Origin of the sequence: Arthrobacter sp. RCC_34 (assembly GCF_041360795.1) — a bacterium.
Taxonomy (GTDB): domain Bacteria; phylum Actinomycetota; class Actinomycetes; order Actinomycetales; family Micrococcaceae; genus Arthrobacter_E.
Genome location: NZ_JBFUPW010000001.1, coordinates 229947 through 251657, shown reverse-complemented (window position 1 = coordinate 251657; position 21711 = coordinate 229947). Strand labels below are relative to the sequence as shown.

The window sequence follows — 21711 nt, the reverse complement described above, 5'->3', positions numbered from 1 at the left end:
GATTCTCCAGCGTCTCCCTGTCCAACGTGCACTCAGGGCACCGGGTTCCGCGCGTCGTAGGCCAGGAATCCGCTCTGCGCCCGGGACACCGCCCACGTGATCAGGATGCACACCAGCCCACCGATCAGGAGGACCCAGCCTTCACGGAACCAGGTGGTGGCTCCGCCGGCCAGCATGTCGCCGAGCCTCGGCCCGCCGGCCACCACCACGATGAAGACGCCCTGGAGCCGGCCCCGGAACTCATCCGGCGTGGCTGCCTGAAGGATCGTGCTGCGGAAGACGGCGCTGATGGAGTCCGCGACCCCGGCCGCGGCGCAGCAGAGCGCCGCGGGCAGCAACCAGACCGTGACGCCCTGGCGGCCGCCGTCGCCGGCCAGGACGACCATGAGACCGAAGGCTCCGAGGCTCGCTCCCCACGCCATGATGGAGAAGACCACCGCGACCCCTTGTTTCCGCACGTGGTTGAGGGGACCGCTGAACAGACCCGCCAGCAAGGCGCCCAGCGCGAAGGCCGCGAGGAGGATGCCCACCGTGGTCTCCCCGCCGCCGAGCATCACGGCGCCGATGGCCGGGAGCAGCGCCCGGGGCTGGCACGTGATCATCGCGATGAGGTCCAGGATGAAGGTCATGCGCACATTGGGTCGGGTGCCGAGGAAGCGGAAACCCTCCAGCACGCTCGCCACACCGACCCTCCGGGGCGCTCCCTCAGGCGGCATGGCGGGCAGCCGCAACAGGGCCCACATGACGACGAAGTAGCTGATCGCGTCGAGGGTGTAGGTCCATTCGAATCCGAGCGACGCCACGAGGAAGCCGCCGAGGAGAGGCCCCACCATGGTCGAGAGCCCGAAGGTGATCATGTTGAGGGCGTTCGCGGACGCGAGCAGCTCGGGCCGCACCAGCAGCGGGATCATGGCGGAGCGCGCCGGGGCGTTGATGCCGAGCGCGGCGCTCTGCACGGCCGCGAGCGCGAACAGCAGCCAGACGTTCTCCAGGTGGAGCCAGGCCTGCACGGCCAGCCCCAGCGCGCTCAGCCAGAGGGCCGCTGAGGCGACGATCGCGACGGATCGGCGGTCATACACGTCCGCGACCGACCCGCCGAACAGCCCGGCGATCACGAGCGGAACCAGGGCGAACACGCTCAGCAGCCCCACATAGGAGCTCTCCTGGGTGATCTTGTAGACCTCAAGGCTGAGCGCCACCACGGTGAGCTGACTTCCGGCGTTGGAGACGGCGGTCCCGATCCAGAGGCGCTTGAACGCGGGACTCTCCCGCAGGGGCGTCAGGTCAGCCAGGAATCTCCGCACCGGCTAAGCGTAGTCCGGCGCCTGAAGTTCGCGAGTCGCGCCGACCATGCCCCGCAGCCCGGCTTCCAGGAAGCGCACGACGGCGTCCGCGTCGGTGTCGCGCTCGATCGCCAGGCTGATCAGCGCCTCCTCCGCGTAGGACACCCACGCGCGCAAGGCCACGCGGAGCATGGCGGTGTCCTCGAATCCCAGCTCGATGAACGCGTCCAGGAGACGTTCCGCGTTGAGTTCGCGGGACTCGTCCACGACGGTCCGGACGGCCGGGTCACCACTGGCGATGCCGCGGACCAGCGAGTAGAAGGTGCCGCGGTGCTGCTGCACGAAATGCGTGATCCTCAGCAGGGTCTCGTGAACCCGCTCCCGCGGCGGCAGGTCGAGGCGCGGCTCCGTGGCGATCAGAAGACTGTCTCTGGCCTTCGTCACCACGGCCAGGTGCATCCCCTGCCGGGTTTCGAAGTAGTGGAACAGCAGCGGCCGTGAGACCCCGGCCCGTCGGGCGAGCTCGTCCATCGTCAGCTCATCGAGGGAATGATCGGCCAGGAAGTTGACGCCGGTGGCGATCAGCTGGGCCCGGCGTTCCTCTGGACTCAGGCGGATGCGCTGCACTTCGGACACCCTCTGAGTCTACTGACGCCAGGCATTCTGAACGCCACGGAACGCCCTACGACGCAGGCCGACCCCGGCGGTTCTCCCCCGCACCGGCACAGCCCGCCTGGGTGGACCACTATTGACTCCGAGTCAACTAAAAAGTTATCTTCATCACATGCGCGCCGCCGAAGGGGTCGGCGCCCGTTCCAGGAGGTCCGATGAATTTCCCCAGGTCTGAGCGTCTCCGTAAGGTCACTTCCTCGCACACAGCTCGCATCGTGCTCACCGCGGTCCCCGCCGCACTCGTCGCCAGCGCCCTGATGGGCGGTATCGCCCAGGGCGCCGTGCCCGTCTCCTTCGCCGTCTCCGGCAGCCAGTTCCAGATCGGCGCCTCGTCGCTGGACGGCACCGGCTTCTCCCAGTACGCCGGCGTCGCACGCGACACCGAGGGCAAGAACCACACCGTGGCCATCGCCAACATCAAGAGCGCCACACTGACCGACCTCTGCCAGGCGGTCACCACCGACACCCCCCTCGGCAAGGTCGGCGTGCTCATCAAGGCCGGTGGCGGCGGGAACCCCGCTTCCGCTTCCGACCTCCAGATCGGCATGACCGGCCTGAAGGGTGACGCCTCGTTCGGCAAGATCCGCATCGGCGTGGACGCGTCCACCGTCAACACGGCAGCAAAGGGCACGCCCGGCGACTTCGCCCAGGACGCCGACACCGTCACCATCAAGAACCTCGAACAGACCGCCTGGAGCACCCAGGCGTCCGTCTTCACCCTCACTGGAATGAAGCTGGAGCTGACGGACGGGTCCAAGGGATGCTTCTGAGCGGCGACGGCGCCCTGGCGGAGAACGGCCTGACACCGCAGGCCTCGCGACGGGCCCGGCGCGGTGACGCCGACCGGACAGCGCAACAGGCGGTCACGCCCGCCGCGGAGTCCCGGTCGGAACCGACGGAACCGACGGAGCCCCTGGACTCGCTCCTGGCCTCCGAGGCGGCGGACGCGCCAGCGGCGGCCACCGCCCCCGCGGAGAGCGATTTCCGGACCTGGCGGAAGGAGCGGCCGTTCATCGGCGGCCTCCTCGTGGCGCTCGGCGGCGTGGAGATGTTCTTCTCCGGCCAGCTCGACATCGGCCACCTGCACGTCCAGCTCGGCATCGAAGGCCTTCAGGCGACCATCATCCCGATCGCCCTGCTGCTGCTGGGCATCCTCTCGATGACCATGCCGGACCACCACGTGTTCTACGGCGTGCTCGCCCTCGCGGTCGCCGTGTACGCACTGGTGGGCGTGAATCTCGGCGGTTTCCTGATCGGCATGCTGCTGGCCGGGACCGGAGGCGTGCTCGTGGCGGCCTGGATGAGACGGAGTCCCGCACCCCAGGGAGAACACGCCTCATGACACAGCGCCGCCGCCGCGGACTGGGAGCGCTGCTGGCCGGCGCCGTGCTGGTGACACCGTTCACCCTCGGCGCCGCCCAGGCCCCCGAATCCCAGCCCTCAGCCTTCTGCCTCCCCATCCTCTTCACTTGCGCCTCCCCGACGCCGGCCCCCACCCCCGGAACGCCCAAGCCTTCGGCGACCACCCCCGCCCCGGGCCCCGGAACGCCGAGCAACCCCGCGGGCGGGTCCGGCGGCGGGTCCGGCATCCCCACGCCGAGCATCCCCCTGCCCGGCACTCCGGGGGCCGGCACCCCCCTGCCCGGCACCCCGGGAACCGGTGCCCAGGAGCCCGGCGGATCGCCGTCGTCCGCGCCCTCCGATGCCGCCCATCCGTCCCCCAGTGCCAAGCCCTCGCCGAAGAAGCCCGTGAAGGCCGCCCGCGAGGACGGCGCGCCCATCTTCACCAGGACGCCCGCCTCCCTCGGCTCCCGGGGGCTGTCCTTCACCGGTCTGCACTCGATCGGGATCGTCTCGGTGCCGACGGTCGACGGCGGGAGCGTGCGCGCGCTGAAGATCAGCGCCGACTCGATCACCATCACCGGGTTCTCCCTCACCGTCCGGCCCCCGAACGGCCCGGGCCTGGTCACCACGGCGGACACCATGAAGCTCGAAGGCCACGTCGACGTCTACCTCGGCTCCGTCACCGCGACGACGGCGAACGGCCGCTCGCTCACGCTCGGCACCGACACGCCGCCTCCGCTGGACGACGTCGCGCCGGGACTCCTGCGGGTCACGATGGGGCTGGTGGGAAGCACCGCCGACTCGATCAGTTACACCAACACGAACCAGAGGATCGTCGAGTCCTGAGCGCCCCTACCGGGTCCGCCGAACATATTCCTGGGAATTTGCCGCCACTAATTGCGAGCTAGTCAAAATAAGTGCTTGAATGGGGTCATGTCCCAGTTCACGGCACTCCCCGACCGGGCCTCGGCCTGGTCCGAGCAGCTGCGCACCGCCGGACGGCGCGTCACCAAGCAGCGCCTTGCCGTGCTCGCAGCCATCGACGCCCATCCGCACTCCACCGCGGACAACATCCTCGAGCTGGCCCGGCGCGAACTCCCGGGCCTCTCCGCGCAGTCCGTCTACGTGGTCCTCGGCGACCTGACGGAACTCGGCATGCTGCGGCGTTTCGAGCCGCCGCACTCCCCCGCGCTGTACGAGACGCGCACCGGTGACAACCACCACCACGCCATCTGCACCCGCTGCGGGCGCATCGAGGACGTGGACTGCGCCGTCGGGCATGCACCCTGCCTGCACCCTCACTGGAATGACGACCAGCAGCCCATGAGCATCCAGATCGCGGATGTGCTCTACCAGGGCATCTGCCAGGACTGCCTCGCCGCCGAACGCCAGGACGGCGACTGAGCCGCGCCCCGGCTCCCCGAACTTCCCTTCACACCCGTATCAACCATCCCGGAAGGAACACCGTGTCTGAGAGCACCGTCTCTAAATGCCCTGTCGCCCACGGCGGCCGTGTACACCCCACCAAGGGCAGCGCCAACACTGAGTGGTGGCCCAACAAGCTCAACCTGAAGATCCTGGCGAAGAACCCTGAGGTCGCGAACCCGCTCGACCCCGGCTTCGACTACACCGAGGCGTTCAACGCCCTGGATCTGGACGCGGTCAAGGCCGATCTGACGGCTCTCATGACGGACTCCAAGGACTGGTGGCCCGCCGACTTCGGTCACTACGGCCCCTTCATGATCCGCATGGCCTGGCACTCCGCCGGCACCTACCGCTCCCACGACGGCCGCGGTGGCGGCGGCGCGGGCCAGCAGCGCTTCGCACCCCTGAACTCCTGGCCGGACAACGTGGGCCTGGACAAGTGCCGCCGCCTGCTGTGGCCGATCAAGAAGAAGTACGGCCAGTCGATCTCCTGGGCCGATCTGTTCATCCTGGCGGGCAACGTCGCCCTCGAGGACATGGGTGTGAAGACCTTCGGCTTCGCCGGTGGCCGCCCGGACGTCTGGGAAGCCGACGACGACGTCTACTGGGGCCCGGAGAAGGTGTGGCTGGACAACGAGCGCTACTCGGGCGCCCGTGACCTGGAAGCCCCCCTCGCCGCCGTGCAGATGGGCCTCATCTACGTGAACCCGGAAGGCCCGGACGGCAACCCGGACCCGCTGGCCTCCGCCATCGACATCCGTGAGACGTTCCGCCGCATGGGCATGGACGACGAGGAGACCGTCGCCCTGATCGCCGGCGGTCACACCTTCGGCAAGACCCACGGCGCCCACAAGGACGACCAGATCGGCCCGGACCCCGAGGCCGCTCCGCTCGAGAACCAGGGCTTCGGCTGGAAGAACGGCTACGGCACGGGCTCCGGCGACGACACCGTCGGCTCCGGCCTGGAGGTCACCTGGACCTACCACCCGACCCGCTGGGACAACGAGTTCTTCCACATCCTGTACGCGTACGAATGGGAGCTCATGGAGTCCCCGGCCGGCGCGAAGCAGTGGCGTCCCATCAACGGCGGCGGCGCGGACATGGTCCCCATGGCCCACTCGGCCGGACGACGCGAGCCCCGCATGCTCACGAGCGACCTGGCGCTGCGCGAGGACCCCATCTACGGTCCCATCTCCCTGCGTTTCAAGGACGACCCCGAAGCCTTCGAGGACGCCTTCGCCCGCGCCTGGTTCAAGCTGACCCACCGTGACATGGGCCCGAAGGTCCGTTACCTCGGCAAGGAGGTCCCGGCCGAGGACCTCATCTGGCAGGATCCGCTGCCCGCCGCACCGGCTCAGACCATCGGCGACGCCGAGATCGCCGTGCTCAAGGAGAAGATCGCCGCGTCCGGCCTCACGGTCGAGGAACTCGTCTCCACCGCCTGGAAGGCCGCGGCGTCCTTCCGCGGCTCTGACAAGCGCGGCGGCGCCAACGGCGGCCGAATCCGCCTGGAACCGCAGGTCAACTGGCCCGTGAACCAGCCGGACAAGCTGAAGCCCGTCCTCTCCGTCCTGGAGGGCATCGTGGCCGACTTCAACGCGACTTCCCCCGTCAAGGTGTCCTTCGCCGACGTCGTGGTGCTCGCGGGCAATGTCGGCGTCGAGCAGGCCGCCCAGGCGGCCGGCCAGAACATCACCGTGCCCTTCACCCCCGGGCGCGTGGACGCCACCCAGGAGCAGACCAGCCCGGAGCAGTTCGCCTGGCTGCAGCCGGTGGCGGACGCCTTCCGCAACTACAACAGCGGCTACATCAACCTGCCGGCCGAGTACCTGCTGATCGACCGCGCAAACCTGCTCAACCTCTCCGCTCCGGAGATGACCGTGCTCCTCGGCGGCCTGCGCGTGCTGGGCAACAACTGGGACGGTTCGAGCACCGGTGTCTTCACCGAGCGCCCGGGCACCCTCAGCAACGACTTCTTCGTGAACCTGCTGGACCTCGGCCAGACCTGGATCCCCGCCGATGACGAGCAGAGCTACACCACCGCCGACGGCCGCTGGACCGGCAGCCGCGTGGACCTGGTGTTCGGCGCCAACTCCGAGCTGCGTGCCCTCGCCGAGGTCTACGCCTCGGACGATGCTCAGGGGAAGTTCGTCAACGACTTCGCCGCGGCATGGGCCAAGGTCATGGACAACGACCGCTTCGAGCTCAAGAAGTAGTCCACACCGCTCCACGGGGAAGGCCCCGGACCAGGTTTCTGGTCCGGGGCCTTCCGCGTCTGTGACAGGGCCGGCTGTCTCCCCCCGATATTCTGTGAGGACGATGAGCACCACATTCCGCCACCTGCGCCAGGCCCCACCTTCCGCACCCCGCCGTACCTTCCGGGCGGACATCCAGATGCTCCGCGCCGTGGCGGTGTCCGCCGTGGTCCTGAACCACCTCTGGCCGGCGGTCTTCCGCGGGGGTTACATCGGCGTCGACGTCTTCTTCGTCATCTCGGGATTCCTCATCACGACCCACCTCCTCAAAGAGATCGATGGGACCGGCCGCCTCAAGTTCGGCGCGTTCTACGCCCGGCGGGTCCGCAGGCTGCTCCCCGCGGCGTTCCTGGTCCTGCTGGCCGGCGGCGCGGCGTCGCTCCTTCTGCTGCCGTTCTCCCGCTGGCCGGACACCGCACAGCAGATCCTGGCCTCCACGCTGTATGGCGAGAACTGGCTGCTCGCCGCCAAGTCCGTCGACTATTCGGCCCACACGGACAGCGCCACCATCGCCCAGCACTACTGGTCCCTGTCGGTCGAGGAACAGTTCTACCTCGTCTGGCCACTGCTACTGCTCGGGCTGTGGCTCCTCGCGGTCAGGATCCGCCGTTCGACCCATCGAGTGGTGACCGTCGGACTCCTGGTGGTGGCCGCAGCCAGCTATGCGGCCTGCATCATCGCCACGGCGACGGACCCGAACCCCGCCTACTTCGTGACGTACGGGCGCGCGTGGGAGTTCGCCGCCGGCGGTCTCATCGCGCTGGCCGCACTGCGCCGCCCCCAGCTGCTGCCCCCGGCGCCGGCCAAGGTCCTCGGCGCCGCCGGTTTCCTCGGCATCCTGCTCTGCGGCTGGTTCTTCACGGCCGACACCGCGTTCCCCGGCTGGATCGCTGCGTTGCCGGTGCTGGCGACCGCCGCGGTGATCGTGGCCGGCAACGGCGGCAATCCGCCGTTCGCGCGGCCGCTCACGGCATCACGTCCGGTCCAGTTCCTCGGGGACGTCTCGTACTCCCTCTATCTGTGGCACTGGCCCCTGATCGTGCTGGCGCCGTTCGCCCTGGGCCGGCCGATCGGCACGCCGGACAAGGTGGTCCTGGGAGCCCTGGCCTTGGTGCTCGCGGCTCTGAGCAAGAAGTTCATCGAGGACCCTGGTCAGCGAATGGCGTGGCTGCGGTCCTCCTCGCCGCGGACGTTCCTGGCGATGGCGTGCGCCATGGCCGTGATGGCCGGTGGCACGGCCCTTCAGATCCACTGGGCCGGGGTGAAGGAGGATCAGGCGATCGCCGCGGCCGCCCAGCAGGCCCAGAGCCCTTGCTACGGCCCTCGGTCCCTGGTTCCCGGCGCGCACTGCCCGGGCTGGGACGGCCCCTCCCTGCAGCCGGTGATGACGAAAGACAACCAGTACTGGCTCTCCCCTCCGGAATGCCGCCCGGCGCACCAGGAGCTCTCCGCACGGGGCAAGCGGACCAGCCAGCTTTGCGACTTCTCCCAGGGGGCTTCCCGGGCGCGCCACGTCTGGCTGGTGGGCGATTCCCACGCGCAGCAGTGGCAGTCCGCGGTGTACGACGTCGCACGCCGGGAACGCTGGGTCCTCACCACGAGCATGCTGGGCGGCTGCCCCGCAGGCGATGTCTCCTTCACCGGATTCGAGGGTGACCGCTCCCAGAACACCCGCGACTCCTGCCGCTTCTGGGCTTCGGCGGTCTCCAGGGCGCTGACCGCCGACCGGCCGTCGCTCGTGATCACCTCCGCCTTCGCCCGCCACATCAGCGTCGACGACGGCTCCGGCCGGCCGCAGGAGGAACAGCTCGCCGCCGGGCTGGGCCGGACCTGGCGCGGCTGGGCCGGCAACGGCTCGACCGTGGCCGTGCTCGCCGATCCACCGCTCAACGGCGCGGTCAGGTCGCCGGACTGCGTCACCCTCAAATCGGACAACCCCGCGGCCTGCGCGGTGGCTCAGAGGATCGCCCAGCCCAAGGATCCACTGGCGGCAGGGGTCCGGGCCGCCGCCTCGCCGCGCGTCCGGCTCGTCGACCTCACGCCGTACTTCTGCCGCCAGGAGAAGTGCTACGCCGTGATCGGCGGCGTGAACGTGTACTTCGACGCCAACCACCTCAACCGCCGGTACGCGGAACTGCTGGGCCCCGAGCTGGGCCGCCTGATCCCGCGCTGAGCGGCTCCGCTCCACAGGGAAGGCCCCGGACCGTGATGGTCCGGGGCCTTCTGCGATGCTGAGGCGTGGAGGCCTTTACTTCTTGCAGACCTTGCCGAGCTCGGTGAAGCTCTCCTGGATCTTGGTGACGGAGCTGGACAGCTCGGTCATCTTGGAGGAGGCGGTGGACGGGTCCGCGGCGGCAGCCTTGATCTTCGCGGTGAAGTCGGCATACGCGGAGCTGGCGGCTTCGGCCTTCGGCTTCACATCCGGGTTGGAGACGCCCTTGACGCTCTCGGCGAGCTTGTCGGAGAACTTGCTCAGGCCCTCGGCGGCGGCCTTCGGGTCGGACGCGAACTTGCTCATGTTGGACTGCAGCTCGGTGCTGATGCCGCTCATGTCACTGTCCAGCTTGGAGCAGGCGTCGGCGACGCTCTGTCCGCCACAGGCGCTCAGGCTCACGGCCAGCAGCGGAACGGCCGCAGCGCCGAGGACGCGCGTCCGATGGTCTTGCTCATGGTTTCCCCTTTTGGATGCACTGAAGTGCCATGCGAGTGATCATCTCCAGCGATTTTTCTTTTGACGATCGCCAGAGTAACACGGCGCAACAGACGGGAACGCCGGTGTGACGGCCCCTCAGGAGCCGCGCTTCAGCTCCGCGTCGATGGTGAGGAAGAAGGACTTCAGGAGCCGTTCGAAGGCCTCCGTGGCCGCCTCACGCTCGCCCGTGACGATCACGTCGTAGCGCAGGCCGGTCAGGGTGGCCACGAAGAGCCGCCCCGTCCGGCGCGCCTCCGGCTCACCCAGGCCCTGGTTCCTGAGCCATTCGTGCAGGACGTCCACCCAGGAGTGGTACAGCTTGCTGCCGTTGCCACGGGGCTTGTCCAGCACGGAATCCTGCATCGCCGCTTCGAAATGCAGACGCTGCAACTGGATGCCGTACTCCCGCAGGCCCACCTTCCAGGCGGTCCGCAGCCAGGCTTCGAACTCCTCCCGTCCGGCGGTGACCAGTTCAGGGTCCAGCACTTCGGAGGGCCGGGCCTCGATCGCGTGCACGATCTGGGAGATGAGTTCTTCTCGGGAGCCGAAGTGGTACACCAGCACATAGCTGCTGATGCCCAGTCCGTCGGCGAGGGTGCGGAAGGTGAGGTCGGCGATCGACTTGTCCTGCAGGTACAGCAGGATGTCGTGCATGAGCTCTGATTTACGTTCGGGTCGGGGAGGACGCGCCATAAGCGCAATCTTAGGACCCCACGGCCTCCCGGGGCCGCAGGCGGGCCGGGAGATGACGGCACTCCGACAGCGTGCGGCTCACGCGCTCCCCTTCGCGGACGACGACGGCGCCGCACCCCGCGAAGGGGAGCGGCGCCGTCGTCGTGCACCGGCTCAGCGGTGGGAGACGCGGACTGGATCAGCCCACGAACTCCTTCGCCTTGGTGAAGCGTTCGTTCAGGCGGGAGTGCCGCTGGCCGTACGCGAAGTAGATGGCGAAGCCGAGCACGAGCCAGAGGAGGAAGAACAGCCAGGTCTGCACGGCCAGGTTGGTCATCAGGTAGACGCAGAGCACGGCGGACAGGGCCGGGAGAACGGGGCCGAGCGGCACACGGAACGCCGGGCGCAGATCGGGGCGCTTGCGGCGCAGCACCAGGATGCCGATCGAGACCATCACGAAGGCGCACAGGGTGCCGATGTTGATCATCTCCTCCAGGATGTCCACCTGGGTCAGACCGGCCACGAGCGCCACGGCCACGCCGCAGAGGATCTGGGTGCGGGCCGGAGTGGAGTGCTTGTCGCTGGTCTTGGACAGGGCACGCGGCAGCAGGCCGTCGCGGCTCATGGCCAGGACCACGCGGGCCAGGCCCATGAGGAGCACCATGATGACCGTGGTGAGGCCGATCAGCGAGCCGAACGCGATGATCTTGGCGGCGTCGGTGTTGCCGACGGCCTCGAACGCGGTGGTGAGGGTCGGGTTCTTGGCCTTGGCCAGGTCCGTGTAGGACACCATGCCGGTCAGGGCCAGGGAGACCAGGATGTAGAGGAGCGTGACCAGGGCCAGGCCGCCGAAGATGCCGCGGGGCAGCGTCTTCTGCGGGTTCTTGACCTCTTCCGCGGAGGTGGCCACGACGTCGAAGCCGATGAAGGCGAAGAACACCAGGGCCGCGCCGGCGAAGATGCCCAGGGTGCCGTACTGTGCCGGGGCGGCGCCCGTCAGGAAGCCGAAGAGGGACTGCTTCATGACGTCTTCCACGGCATTGCCCGCGGTCGGCACGGACTGCGGGACGAACGGGGTGTAGTTCTCGGCCTTGATGTAGAAGAAGCCCACGATGATCACGAAGAGCACCACGGCGATCTTGATGAGCGTGAAGACGTTGCCCACCCGGGCCGAGAGCTTGGTGCCGAGCACCAGCAGGACCGTGAAGATGGCCACGATGAGGAACGCGCCCCAGTAGACGTCCAGGCCGCCCACGTTGATGGCTTCGGGCATCTTGACGCCCACCAGGTCGAACACCTTGGAGAGGTAGATGCCCCAGTACTTGGCGATGACCGCCGCGGCCGTGAAGAGCTCCAGGATGAGGTTCCAGCCGACGATCCAGGCCAGGACCTCACCGAGGGTCGCGTAGGTGAAGACGTACGCCGAACCCGCCACCGGGATGGCCGTGGCGAATTCGGCGTAGCACATGATCGCCAGCGCGCACGTGACGGCGGCGATGACGAAGGACAGCGTGACGGCGGGGCCTGCGAAGTTGGCGGCGGCCTTGGCGCCAACGGAGAAGATGCCGGCGCCGACAGCCACGGCGACGCCCATGATCATGAGGTCCCAGGCGCTCAGGGAACGCTTGAGCCGGCGGCCCGGCTCTTCGGCGTCTGCAATTGACTGCTCAATTGACTTGGTACGGAGAATGTTCATCGGTGTCCACATTCTGTGTCGTGTAAAGGATCGTCACAAGGGTAGTGTCCACCCCTCGGACACCCCGTACTCGTCCAGTATGTGAGATTAGGAAATGAACACTTCATTTCCCGCATTCCCCGGAAAGGCCTACTGACCTCGGGAAATGCTCACCATCTCCTCGCGGGGTACCACCTTGACCCGCTCACGCGCAATACTCACGCCGTGCGAACCTCCGTTGGCGGTCGCTTCGGCCCCGAGCGCCAGTTCGTGAGCGTCCAGACGGTTCCAGCCTTCCCACGTCGTGTACTCGACACCGCGCTCCTCGAGCAGGGCGACGACGGCGTCTTCGGACGGCTCGCTCGCGGCGGGCAGCTGGAGGCGGTCCTCCAGGAGGTAACCGATGGTTTCGAGGGCGTCGCCCTTAGTGTGGCCGATGAGACCGACCGGTCCGCGCTTGATCCAGCCCGTGGCGTAGACGCCCGGCACCGGGGCGCCGTCCGCGCCCAGGACGCGGCCGCCGTCGTTCTTGAGGACGCCACGGCGCTCGTCGAACTCCAGGCCCGGCAGCGGGGAGCCGAAGTAGCCGATGGCGCGGTACACGGCCTGGACCGGGTAGTCGACGTACTCGCCGGTGCCGCGGGCATTGCCCGTGCCGTCCAGCTCCATGCGCTCGAAGCGGATGCCGCCCACATGACCGGGGCGCTCCGGGTCCTCGAGGATCTCCACCGGGGAGTGCAGGAAGTGCAGGTGCAGGCGGCGGGACGCGGCGTCCTCGCCCTCGTGCGCCTCCTCCACCAGCCAGTTGGTCAGGGTGTTGACCATGGTCTTGACCTGGTTGTTCGTCTTGATCGCCTCGTCCGAGGCCTCGTCGAAGTCGAAGTCCTCCGGGTACAGCACGATGTCCACGTCGCGCGAGTGGGAGAGCTCGCGCAGCTCCAGCGGGGTGAACTTCACCTGGGCGGGACCACGGCGGCCGAACACGTGGACATCCGTGACCGGGGACTTCTTCAGGCCCTCGTAGACGTTGTCCGGAATCTCGGTGACGAGCAGGTCCTCCGCGTGCTTGGACAGCACACGGGCCACGTCCAGGGCGACGTTGCCGTTGCCGATGACGGCGATCTCCTGGGCCTCCAGCGGCCAGTCGCGGGGAACGTCCGGGTGGCCGTCATACCAGGAGACGAAGTCCGCGCCGCCGAAGGAACCCTTCAGGTCGATGCCCGGGATGTTCAGCTCGGCGTCCTTGATCGCACCCGTGGCGAAGATGACCGCGTCATAGTGCTTCTGAAGGTCCTCGAGGCTGACGTCCTGACCGAAGTGGACATTGCCGAAGAAGCGGATGTCGCCGCGGTCCAGGACCTTGTGCAGGGCGTTCACGATGCCCTTGATGCGCGGGTGGTCCGGGGCGACGCCGTAGCGGATCAGGCCATACGGCGCGGGGTAACGCTCGAAGAGGTCGATGGAGACCTGCACTTCGCCGTCTTTCACGCCCTGCGACTTCGTGAGGATGTCCGCGGCGTAGACGCCGGCCGGGCCGGAACCGATGATGGCGACGCGCAGAGGGCGGGCGGATGTGTGCACAGACTCGACAGACAAGAGCTGACCTTCCAAGGTTGACAGTGCCCGCGCCATTAGCACAGGCAGAACTATTCTAATTGTTCGGAATAACGCCCGCGTGCGGCCGGTTGTGCCCACGTGACGGACCCCATCTCGAAAACACTCGCTCCCACCACCCCCGTGAGCGGCGCCTCTGGCGGCAACCCGGCCGGCACCTCCGGCGGCGTCGCCGAGCAGGCGGCGAAGCGGGAGCGCCAGGGCCTCGCCTACGGCGTCGGCGCCTACACCCTCTGGGGCCTGCTGCCGCTCTACTTCATGCTGCTGCTTCCGGCCGGCCCGGTGGAGATCGTGGCGAACCGGGTGCTCTGGTCCCTCCTCTTCTGCGCCATCCTGCTGACCGTCACCCGGTCCTGGAAGACGTTCACTCTCGTCCTGAAGCGGCCGAAGACGCTCGGCGTCCTCGCGATCGCCGCACTGCTCATCGCAGTGAACTGGCTCGCGTACACGTTCGGCGTGATGAGCGGCCAGGCCGTGGAAGCCTCCTTGGGCTACTACATCAATCCGCTGGTCTCGGTGCTGCTCGGCGTCCTGGTCCTGAAGGAACGCCTGCGGGCGCTGCAGTGGACCGCCGTGGGCATCGGGTTCCTGGCCGTCGTGGTCCTGACGGTGGCGTACGGCAAACTGCCGTGGATCGCACTGACCCTCGCCTTCAGCTTCGGCTTCTACGGGCTGGTCAAGAAGAAGGTGGGGTCCGGCGTCGACTCCATCACCAGCCTCAGCGTGGAGACGCTGGTCCTGGCCCCGTTCGCCGCCGTCACCATGGTGGCGCTGACCCTGAATCAGGCGGCCACGGTCACCGGCTACGGGTCGGCCCACTTCTGGCTCATGGCCGCGTCCGGTGCAGTGACGGCCGTCCCCCTCGTCTTCTTCGGCGCCTCCGCCGCCCGCCTCCCGCTGACCACCATCGGCATGCTGCAGTACCTGGCGCCGACGCTCCAGCTCATCATCGCGACCCTGGTCCTCCACGAGCGCATGTCCCCCGAGCGCTGGATCGGCTTCGGGCTGGTGTGGTCGGGGCTCGTCATCCTCACCGTGGACGCCCTGCGTCATACCATCCGCGTCCGGCGCAGGTGAAAGTAAATGAACACTTTCAACCTATTGTGATCAAGAACACTCAGCTCTAGGCTCGGACTACCCACTCCCCGAGCACTGGAGGTCCGTGTTGTCCGCCGAGCTGAATCGCAGAACCCTCTTCGCACTCCTGGGGGCCGGCGCGCTCCTGGGTGCCACGTCCGGCTCCGCGAGCGCCGCCCCCGCGGTCTCGCTGGATGACCTGGTGGCCCGCCGTCGTCTGATGCTGGCCGGGGACGGCAGCGCCGCCACGGTCCCGGAGCTCGCCCCGGCGCTCCAGGCCATGAGCGACGCCGCCGCCAAGACTTGGGCGTCCATGATCACCCCGAGCGGGACGTCGGGCCTCTGGGCCGACCTGCCGCTCACGGGCATCGGCAGCGCGGCCGACGCCACCGGCAACATGGGCGTGAGCTTCAACCGACTGTTCGACCTCGCTCTCGCCCATGCCACCGCGGGCTCCGCCCAGCACGGCGACGCGAAACTGGCCTCCGATCTGGTGGCGGCGCTCAGCTACCTCAGCACCACCGCTTACAAGAGCGGCATGCGGGCCGCCGGCAACTGGTGGTTCTGGGAGATCGGAGTGCCGCGCAAGGCCGCGGACATCCTGGTCCTGCTGTACGACGTCGTCCCCTCCGCCCTGCGCTCCTCCCTCCTGGCCGCGGCACGGTACTTCACCCCGGACCCCAATTGGCGCGGCCGCGGCACCAGCCTGGCCGAGACCGGCGCGAACCGGACGGACAAGGCGCTCTCCTGCGCCCTGCGCGGCATCCTCGACGGCCGGCCGGACGAAGTGGCCCTGGCCCGCGACGCCCTCAGCGACACCGTGCGCAACGGCAAGAACAGCGTGTTCGGCTATGTCACGAGCGGCGATGGCTTCTACGCGGACGGCTCGTTCGTCCAGCACAGCTATCTCCCCTATGTGGGGACCTACGGCGTGGTCACGCTCGGCGGAATCGCCGAAATCCTGGGCCTTCTGGGAGGGAGTTCCTGGGACGTCACCGACCCGAAGAAGTCCGTCATTCTCGACGCGGTCGAGGCGAGTTATGCGCCCTTCATCTGGAACGGCCGCATGATGGACACGGTCCGCGGCCGGGCGGTGTCCCGCCAGGCCAACCCGGACTACGTGGACGGCGCCGGCGCCATCACGGCCATCCTCCTGCTGGCGCCGGGGGCCGGGGAACCGTACCGCAGCCGCTACCTCGCCCTCGTGAAGGGCTGGCTGGAACGCTGCACGGACGTCTCCCTATTCGGTCTGCCCGGGCAGAGCATCGCCAAGTCCCTGCTGGTCACCTCTGCCCTCAAGGACTCCTCCATCTCTCCGGCGCCCGCCCCGGTCTTCACCCGCGCGTTCGGGGACCAGGACCGTCTGGTGCATCACCGGCCGGGATTCAGTTCGGTGGTGAACGTGTCCTCGAAACGGATCGGCCGCTACGAGTGGGGCAATTTCGAGAACAACCTCGGCTGGTATCAAGGCGACGGTCTGACCTTCGTCTACACCCCGACGGACCCGTCCCAGTACAGCGCCGATTTCTGGCCCACCGTGGACCCGTACCGTCTTCCCGGGACCACGGTGACCACCGAACCGCGCGAGAGCGGGGCGACGAACGGCACCGGGATCCCCCGCGCGTACCAGGCGTTCGCGGGCGGGCTCGATCTGGACGGCCGTTGGGGTGTCCAGGGCATGGATCACCTGAACTTCAACAAGACCCTCAGCGCGCGCAAGTCGTGGTTCTTCCTGGAGGACAAGGTGGTCTGCCTGGGCGCCGGGATCACCTCGTCCGGCCCGCACGAGGTGATCACCACCGTGGAGAACCGCGCCTTCCCACCCGGCAAGGCCCCGGAGCTGCGGACCGACAACCGCAAACGGGCCCTGTCCCCCGGAGCGACCGCCGTGAAGATCACCCGCAACGCCCACATCGTGGGTCATGGCGGCTATGTCCTGCTGCCCGCGGAGAACGTGAGCGGGGACGTCACCGTGGCGGTCGTGGCCCGCAGCGGCACGTGGAAGGCCATCAACTCCGGCGCCGACACGGGCGGAACGGACGAGATCAAGGCCCGCGACTACGTCACCATCACCCACAGCCACGGCACGGGCCCTCAGGGTGGCGGCTACGCGTACCTGATGCTGCCGGGCGCGGAGCACTCGGACACCTTCAAGGAGTCGGCGAACCCCTCGGTGCGGGTCCTCGCGAACACAGCAGAGGTGCAGATGGTGGAGGACCGGGCGCAGGGCGTGACGCTGGCCAACTTCTTCGCGGCGACCCCGGCGGACGCGTCCCCCGGGCACGGCGTCACCGTCAGCGGTCCGTGCTCGCTGGCGTTCCGGAAGGACGACGACGGAAAGGTGACGATCGCGCTCTCCGACCCCAGCCGCACCCAGGCCGTCGCCCGGGTGAGCCTGGCGGGGGTGGCGGTGTCCGGCGTCGTGAGTGCGGATCCCGGCGTCACCGTGGTGAGCACCTCACCGCTCACGCTCGATGTCGCGCTGGATGGGCACGGCCATGCGCGCACGGTGGTGCTGCGGTGATGGTGGTGCTGCGCTGATCCCTTGAGCGGGGCGGGTGGTCTTGGTTAAAACAAGGCCGCCCGCCTCGACCGTTCGCGGGCAGGTGAACGGTCGGGACGGGCGGCCAGGCTCAGAGAGCCGGAGCCGGGAAGGCTCAGGCGTTGGCGCGGATCGCTGCCTCGAGGACGTTGAGCGCGTCGTTCAGGAGGTCCTCACCGATCGTGAGCGGCGGCAGGAGACGGATCACGTTGCCGTAGGTGCCACAGGTCAGGATGATGACACCCTGGGCCAGGCAGTAGTCGGCGATCGCCTTGGTCAGCGCGGCGTTCGGCTCCTTGGAACCGGCCACCACGAGCTCGATGGCCTGCATGGCGCCACGGCCACGCACGTCACCGATCACGGAGAGCTCGCCGGCCAGGGAGTTCATGCGGTCCTGGATGAGCTGACCGATGCGCTCGGCACGGGCGTTCAGGTCGAACTGCTCCATGGTCTCGATCGCGGCGAGAGCGGCGGCGCAGGCCACCGGGTTGCCACCGTAGGTGCCGCCCAGACCGCCGCCGTGAACGGCGTTGAGCAGCTCGGCGCGGCCGGTGACGGCGGACAGCGGCATGCCGCCGGCGATGCCCTTGGCCATGGTGATCAGGTCCGGGACGACGCCCTCGTGATCGACGGCGAACCACTTGCCGGTGCGGCAGAAGCCGGCCTGGACTTCATCAGCGATGAAGACGACGCCGTTCTCCTTGGCCCACGCGGCCAGGGTCGGGAGGAAGCCCTCGGCGGGGACGATGAAGCCGCCCTCACCCTGGATGGGCTCGATGATGATCGCGGCGACCTCGCTGCCGCCGATCTGCTTCTCGATGGCGAGGATGGCGCGCTGGGCGGCCTCGGTGCCCGTGATCTCCGGGTTCTCCTCGCGGTACGGGTAGCTCATCGGCAGACGGTAGATGTCCGAGGCGAACGGACCGAAGCCGCTCTTGTACGGCATGGCCTTGGCGGTCAGCGCCATGGTCAGGTTGGTGCGGCCGTGGTAGGCGTGGTCGAATGCGACGACGGCGTTGCGGCCGGTGGCTTTGCGGGCGATCTTGATGGCGTTCTCCACGGCCTCGGCGCCGGAGTTGAACAGCACGGAGCGCTTCTCGTGGTCGCCCGGGGTGAGCTCGTTGAGCTTCTCGGCGACGGCGACGTAGCCCTCGTACGGGGTGACCATGAAGCAGGTGTGCGTGAAGTGCTGCACGGCTTCCTGGACCGCGGCGACGACGGCCGGGGCGGAGGCGCCCACGCTCGTCACGGCGATGCCGGAGCCGAGGTCGATGAAGGAGTTGCCGTCCACGTCCTTGATGATGCCGCCATCGCCATCGGCGATGTAGACGGGAACGGAGGAGGCGACGCCGCCGGCGACGACGGCGTCACGGCGGGCTGCCAGCTCGAGAGACTTCGGGCCGGGGAACTCGCCGATGTTGCGCTTCTGCTCGAGGCGGTAGCTGAGCTCGGTGGTGGTTGCAGTCATGGGGGACTCTTTCCTTCTTAGTCGCCTGCGACGGGTGTGACTTCGAGCATAAGATGACGAAAGCTTGCCGATGTATAGGCGTGTGCACAGCCAAACCTCAAGCTTGCTGTGCGGGAGTCCAAAGGACTTCTATGATGGGTTCATGTCCATCACGCTGGCGGCACTTCTGTCCGTTCCGTCTCTCAAGCTTAAGAAGGTGGGGGCCGCCGAGTCGACCCTTTCCACCCCCATTCAATGGGTGGCCGTCACGGAGCAGGAGAACCCACAGCGCTTCCTGAGCGGCGGCGAGCTGGTGCTGACCACAGGACTGCGCCAGAAGACGGCCGCGGCGCAGCGTCATTTCGTCCGCATGGTGCAGCGCTCCGGCGCCGTCGGCATCGGCTTCGGCACGGGCCTGTCCTCCGAGGTGGTGCCCCCGGCTCTCGTGGCGGAGGCGAACCGCTGGGACATCCCCGTGGTCGAGGTCCCGTACGAGACACCGTTCATCGCGCTGGGGAAGCTCGTGGCGGAGGCGCAGCACGCGGACCACCTGGCCAAGCTGGAACGCATGCTCTCCGGCCACCAGGTCCTGGCCCGCTCGCTCCTCTCCGGCGGCGGGCTGCCCGCCCTGCTACGGCAGCTGGCGGGACTGCTCCGCACGGATCTGCGGCTGCGGCGCTACGGGCGCGAGATCTTCAGCACCACGGCGGGATCCGTCGGCGAGCCGGATTCGGGGCACTGGCTGGACGTCGCGATCTCCACGGGCCAGCGCGACGCCACCACCCTGCAGGTCCGCGAACCCTTCCGGGACGCCGGCATCCTCGACTACGCGAAGAGCCTCATCAGCCTCGAACTGAACAACCAGAAGCACCAACGGGACGCCTCCCGCAAGCTGGCGGGCCAGGTCATGCAGGACGTCATCCGCGGCGTGCTGGACCCGAAGGACGCCGGGACCAGGCTCTCGACCATCGGCGTCGCGGCGGCGAAGCGTCAGGTCGTGATCCTCGTGCGGCCGGCGCCGGGCAACACCCCGGCCCAGAACAAAGCCATCATGTCCACTCCCCTGCCGCCCGAGCTGGAAGACGTCCCCACCGCCGTCGTCGACTCCGAGCTGCTCATCATCACGCCGGAGGACAAGACCGCCGTGGAGGCCGCGAAGGCCGTTCACGCGCTGCTCGCCGAGGCGGGGCTGAAGGCGACGATCGGCATCGGCGGGCACTACGCCAAGGCGAACGGTCTGCGCTGGAGCTACTTCGAGGCGCGCGACGCCGTCGCCCGCGGACTGCCCGTGAACGAACCCGAACGGCTCAGCCTGACGTCGCTGCTCTTGGCGAGCGAGGACGTCCCGCTGTCCGACATGGCGATGGAGACCCTCAAACCTCTTCACGACTTCGACGCCGCGCACGGGGCCGGGCTGCTCAGCACCCTGGAGAGCTATCTCGAGCACGACGGCTCCGTGGCGGCCGTGGCGCAGGCACTCACCCTGCATCGCAACACTGTCCGGTACCGCCTGGCCCAGATCACCGAGCTCAGCGGCTACGACCCGTCGACCACGGCCGACCGCGTCCAGCTCTGGCTGGCCCTGGCGATCTCCCGCCTCGGGACCCGCTGAGTCACCCTCGCGCCGGCCACTTTCTGTGACGCTCATCACGGAATGGCATACCAGAACGACTAAAGGTCTAACCTTTAGAACATGCCAGCCACACCCACCTCGGAATCCACCGCGCCCATCCTCAGCCCCGCCGCGCTCGCCGACGCGTCGGCCCTCGCCACGGGAACCGGCGGCTCGGGGGGCCGCAAGGTGCTGCTCGCCCTGGTGGGCGTCATCCTGGTGGGGCTCAACCTCCGCGTGGGCATCACGAGTGCCGCCGCGCTCTTCCACGAACTGCAGCAGGCCCTGGGCTACGGCGCCTTCATCGCCTCGCTCCTGCCGAGCATCCCCACGCTGTGCTTCGCGTTCGCCGGGCTGGCCACCAATCCCCTGAGCCGACGCCTCGGCGTGGAGAACACCGTGGTGTTCGCGCTCTTCCTGCTGACCTGCGGCCTCGCGATCCGCGGCATCCCCAGCACGGTGGCGCTGCTGGTGGGCTCCGTGGTGGCGATGAGCGGCCTGGCCATCTGCAACGTCTCCATGCCCGTGCTGATCCGACAGGACCACGCGGACCGGACATCGCTGGTCACCGGCCTCTACACCTTCACCATGACCATCGGCGCGACGACGGCGGCCACCGTCAGCGTCCCCCTGGCCCACGCGCTGGGCTCGCCGTCCGCGGGGCTGGCCTCGTGGTCCGTGATCGCCGCGCTCGGCCTCCTGGGTTTCATCCCGCTAGCGCTCGGCCGCCGTCGGAGCCGGAACCTGGCCCCCGACGTCGCGCCCGAGCAGCATCACGGCATCTGGGCCTCGCTCCGGGGCCGCAAGGCCGTCCTGATCGCGATCGTCTTCTCGACGCAGGGTTTCCTCGCCTACGCCGTCATGAGCTGGTTCGCCTACATCCTGAGCGACAGCGGCATGGACGCCACGCAGAGCGGCCTGATGTTCGGTGTCATGCAGTTCGTGTCGATGTTCGCGGGCATGCTGTTCCTGGCGTTCGGATCGCGGAACAGCACCCGTCCCTGGGCCCTCGCCATTCCCGCGGCGTGCACGGTAGCCGGCATCATCCTCCTCATGGTGGCGCCGATCGAGACGGCCCTGCTGTCCGCGTGCCTCACGGGTCTGGGCCTCGGCATCTTCCCCCTCGTCCTGGCGATCATCAGCCAGAGCGGCCGGACCCCCGCCGAGACCACTGCGCTCTCCACCGCCGCGCAGTCCTTGGGGTACTTCTTCTCCGCTCTCGGCCCGCTCGGCATCGGCCTCCTGCACGGCCTGACCGGGCAGTGGATCCTGCCGCTGGGCGTGGCGGTCGGCGTCGCGGTCGTCCTGACCGTGGCCGCCTTCGTTCTGGGGCGCCTGCACAGCGGGCACGGACCCCGCGTGGTGGTCGCATCACAGCAGGCTTCCCGGGGCGGTGAGTGA

General features: G+C 68.5%; 17 protein-coding genes. 10 read left to right on the top strand and 7 right to left on the bottom strand.

Annotation, left to right across the window (positions count from 1 at the left end; genetic code table 11):
• Positions 1–32: 32 nt before the first annotated feature.
• Positions 33–1304, bottom strand: a complete 1272-nt coding sequence (locus AB6732_RS01125) for an MFS transporter (RefSeq protein ID WP_370957682.1) — start codon at positions 1302–1304, stop codon at positions 33–35.
• Between the two features lie 3 nt (positions 1305–1307).
• Positions 1308–1919 carry a TetR/AcrR family transcriptional regulator gene (locus tag AB6732_RS01120; protein ID WP_370957681.1) on the bottom strand — a complete coding sequence of 204 codons (612 nt, stop codon included), beginning with the start codon at positions 1917–1919 and terminating at the stop codon, positions 1308–1310.
• Positions 1920–2110: 191 nt separating this feature from the next.
• Between AB6732_RS01120 and AB6732_RS01115 the strand changes: the two genes are divergently transcribed.
• The 6 genes from AB6732_RS01115 (at position 2111) to AB6732_RS01090 (ending at position 9152) form a co-directional block, all read left to right on the top strand.
• Complete coding sequence (locus AB6732_RS01115) at positions 2111–2725, top strand: DUF6230 family protein (protein WP_370957680.1); 615 nt, start codon at positions 2111–2113, stop codon at positions 2723–2725.
• Positions 2716–3297 (top strand): DUF6114 domain-containing protein, encoded by a 582-nt coding sequence (locus AB6732_RS01110; RefSeq protein WP_370957679.1) that lies wholly within the window; start codon positions 2716–2718, stop codon positions 3295–3297. The genes AB6732_RS01115 and AB6732_RS01110 overlap by 10 nt, the downstream gene beginning before the upstream one ends.
• Positions 3294–4145, top strand: coding sequence for a hypothetical protein (locus tag AB6732_RS01105; protein WP_370957678.1), 852 nt, complete (start codon positions 3294–3296; stop codon positions 4143–4145). Before AB6732_RS01110 ends, AB6732_RS01105 begins: the two co-directional genes overlap by 4 nt.
• 87 nt (positions 4146–4232) lie before the next feature.
• The gene (locus tag AB6732_RS01100) at positions 4233–4703 is read left to right on the top strand and encodes a Fur family transcriptional regulator (protein WP_370957677.1); all 471 of its coding nucleotides are present in this window, start codon (positions 4233–4235) and stop codon (positions 4701–4703) included.
• Between the two features lie 62 nt (positions 4704–4765).
• Positions 4766–6940: a catalase/peroxidase HPI gene (katG, locus tag AB6732_RS01095; protein WP_370957676.1), complete on the top strand. Its 2175-nt coding sequence runs from the start codon at positions 4766–4768 to the stop codon at positions 6938–6940.
• Between the two features lie 103 nt (positions 6941–7043).
• Complete coding sequence (locus AB6732_RS01090) at positions 7044–9152, top strand: acyltransferase family protein (RefSeq protein ID WP_370957675.1); 2109 nt, start codon at positions 7044–7046, stop codon at positions 9150–9152.
• Between the two features lie 75 nt (positions 9153–9227).
• Here the strand turns inward: AB6732_RS01090 and AB6732_RS01085 are convergent, their stop codons facing one another.
• From AB6732_RS01085 to AB6732_RS01070, 4 genes are all read right to left on the bottom strand, one after another.
• Positions 9228–9593, bottom strand: coding sequence for a hypothetical protein (locus AB6732_RS01085; protein ID WP_370957674.1), 366 nt, complete (start codon positions 9591–9593; stop codon positions 9228–9230).
• A gap of 174 nt (positions 9594–9767) precedes the next feature.
• Positions 9768–10364 (bottom strand): TetR/AcrR family transcriptional regulator, encoded by a 597-nt coding sequence (locus AB6732_RS01080; RefSeq protein WP_370957673.1) that lies wholly within the window; start codon positions 10362–10364, stop codon positions 9768–9770.
• 178 nt (positions 10365–10542) lie between these two features.
• Entirely contained in the window at positions 10543–12039 is a 1497-nt protein-coding gene (locus AB6732_RS01075) for an APC family permease (protein ID WP_370957672.1), read from the bottom strand.
• Positions 12040–12168: 129 nt separating this feature from the next.
• Complete coding sequence (locus AB6732_RS01070) at positions 12169–13614, bottom strand: FAD-dependent oxidoreductase (protein ID WP_370957671.1); 1446 nt, start codon at positions 13612–13614, stop codon at positions 12169–12171.
• A gap of 99 nt (positions 13615–13713) precedes the next feature.
• Here AB6732_RS01070 and rarD point away from each other — a divergent pair, with 99 nt between their 5' ends.
• Complete coding sequence (gene rarD, locus AB6732_RS01065) at positions 13714–14709, top strand: EamA family transporter RarD (RefSeq protein WP_370957670.1); 996 nt, start codon at positions 13714–13716, stop codon at positions 14707–14709.
• Positions 14710–14794: 85 nt separating this feature from the next.
• Positions 14795–17233 carry a polysaccharide lyase 8 family protein gene (locus AB6732_RS01060; protein WP_370957669.1) on the top strand — a complete coding sequence of 813 codons (2439 nt, stop codon included), beginning with the start codon at positions 14795–14797 and terminating at the stop codon, positions 17231–17233.
• Positions 17234–17366: 133 nt separating this feature from the next.
• Here AB6732_RS01060 and gabT read toward each other — a convergent pair whose 3' ends face one another.
• Positions 17367–18719: a 4-aminobutyrate--2-oxoglutarate transaminase gene (gene gabT, locus AB6732_RS01055; protein ID WP_370957668.1), complete on the bottom strand. Its 1353-nt coding sequence runs from the start codon at positions 18717–18719 to the stop codon at positions 17367–17369.
• Positions 18720–18861: 142 nt separating this feature from the next.
• On the opposite strand from gabT, the gene AB6732_RS01050 reads away from it, so the two are divergent.
• Together AB6732_RS01050 and AB6732_RS01045 are read left to right on the top strand one after the other, a co-directional pair.
• Positions 18862–20310: a PucR family transcriptional regulator gene (locus AB6732_RS01050; protein ID WP_370957667.1), complete on the top strand. Its 1449-nt coding sequence runs from the start codon at positions 18862–18864 to the stop codon at positions 20308–20310.
• A gap of 81 nt (positions 20311–20391) precedes the next feature.
• Positions 20392–21711 carry an MFS transporter gene (locus AB6732_RS01045; protein ID WP_370957666.1) on the top strand — a complete coding sequence of 440 codons (1320 nt, stop codon included), beginning with the start codon at positions 20392–20394 and terminating at the stop codon, positions 21709–21711.

What these genes read in the sequence shown, in the direction of transcription:
- AB6732_RS01115 (WP_370957680.1), top strand. Translation starts at nt 2,111, where the DNA reads ATGAATTTCCCCAGGTCTGAGCGTCTCCGTAAGGTCACTTCCTCGCAC.
- AB6732_RS01045 (WP_370957666.1), top strand. Translation starts at nt 20,392, where the DNA reads ATGCCAGCCACACCCACCTCGGAATCCACCGCGCCCATCCTCAGCCCC.
- AB6732_RS01105 (WP_370957678.1), top strand. Translation starts at nt 3,294, where the DNA reads ATGACACAGCGCCGCCGCCGCGGACTGGGAGCGCTGCTGGCCGGCGCC.
- AB6732_RS01050 (WP_370957667.1), top strand. Translation starts at nt 18,862, where the DNA reads ATGTCCATCACGCTGGCGGCACTTCTGTCCGTTCCGTCTCTCAAGCTT.
- gabT (WP_370957668.1), bottom strand. Translation starts at nt 18,719, where the DNA reads ATGACTGCAACCACCACCGAGCTCAGCTACCGCCTCGAGCAGAAGCGC.
- AB6732_RS01080 (WP_370957673.1), bottom strand. Translation starts at nt 10,364, where the DNA reads ATGGCGCGTCCTCCCCGACCCGAACGTAAATCAGAGCTCATGCACGAC.
- AB6732_RS01075 (WP_370957672.1), bottom strand. Translation starts at nt 12,039, where the DNA reads ATGAACATTCTCCGTACCAAGTCAATTGAGCAGTCAATTGCAGACGCC.
- AB6732_RS01110 (WP_370957679.1), top strand. Translation starts at nt 2,716, where the DNA reads ATGCTTCTGAGCGGCGACGGCGCCCTGGCGGAGAACGGCCTGACACCG.
- AB6732_RS01100 (WP_370957677.1), top strand. Translation starts at nt 4,233, where the DNA reads ATGTCCCAGTTCACGGCACTCCCCGACCGGGCCTCGGCCTGGTCCGAG.
- AB6732_RS01090 (WP_370957675.1), top strand. Translation starts at nt 7,044, where the DNA reads ATGAGCACCACATTCCGCCACCTGCGCCAGGCCCCACCTTCCGCACCC.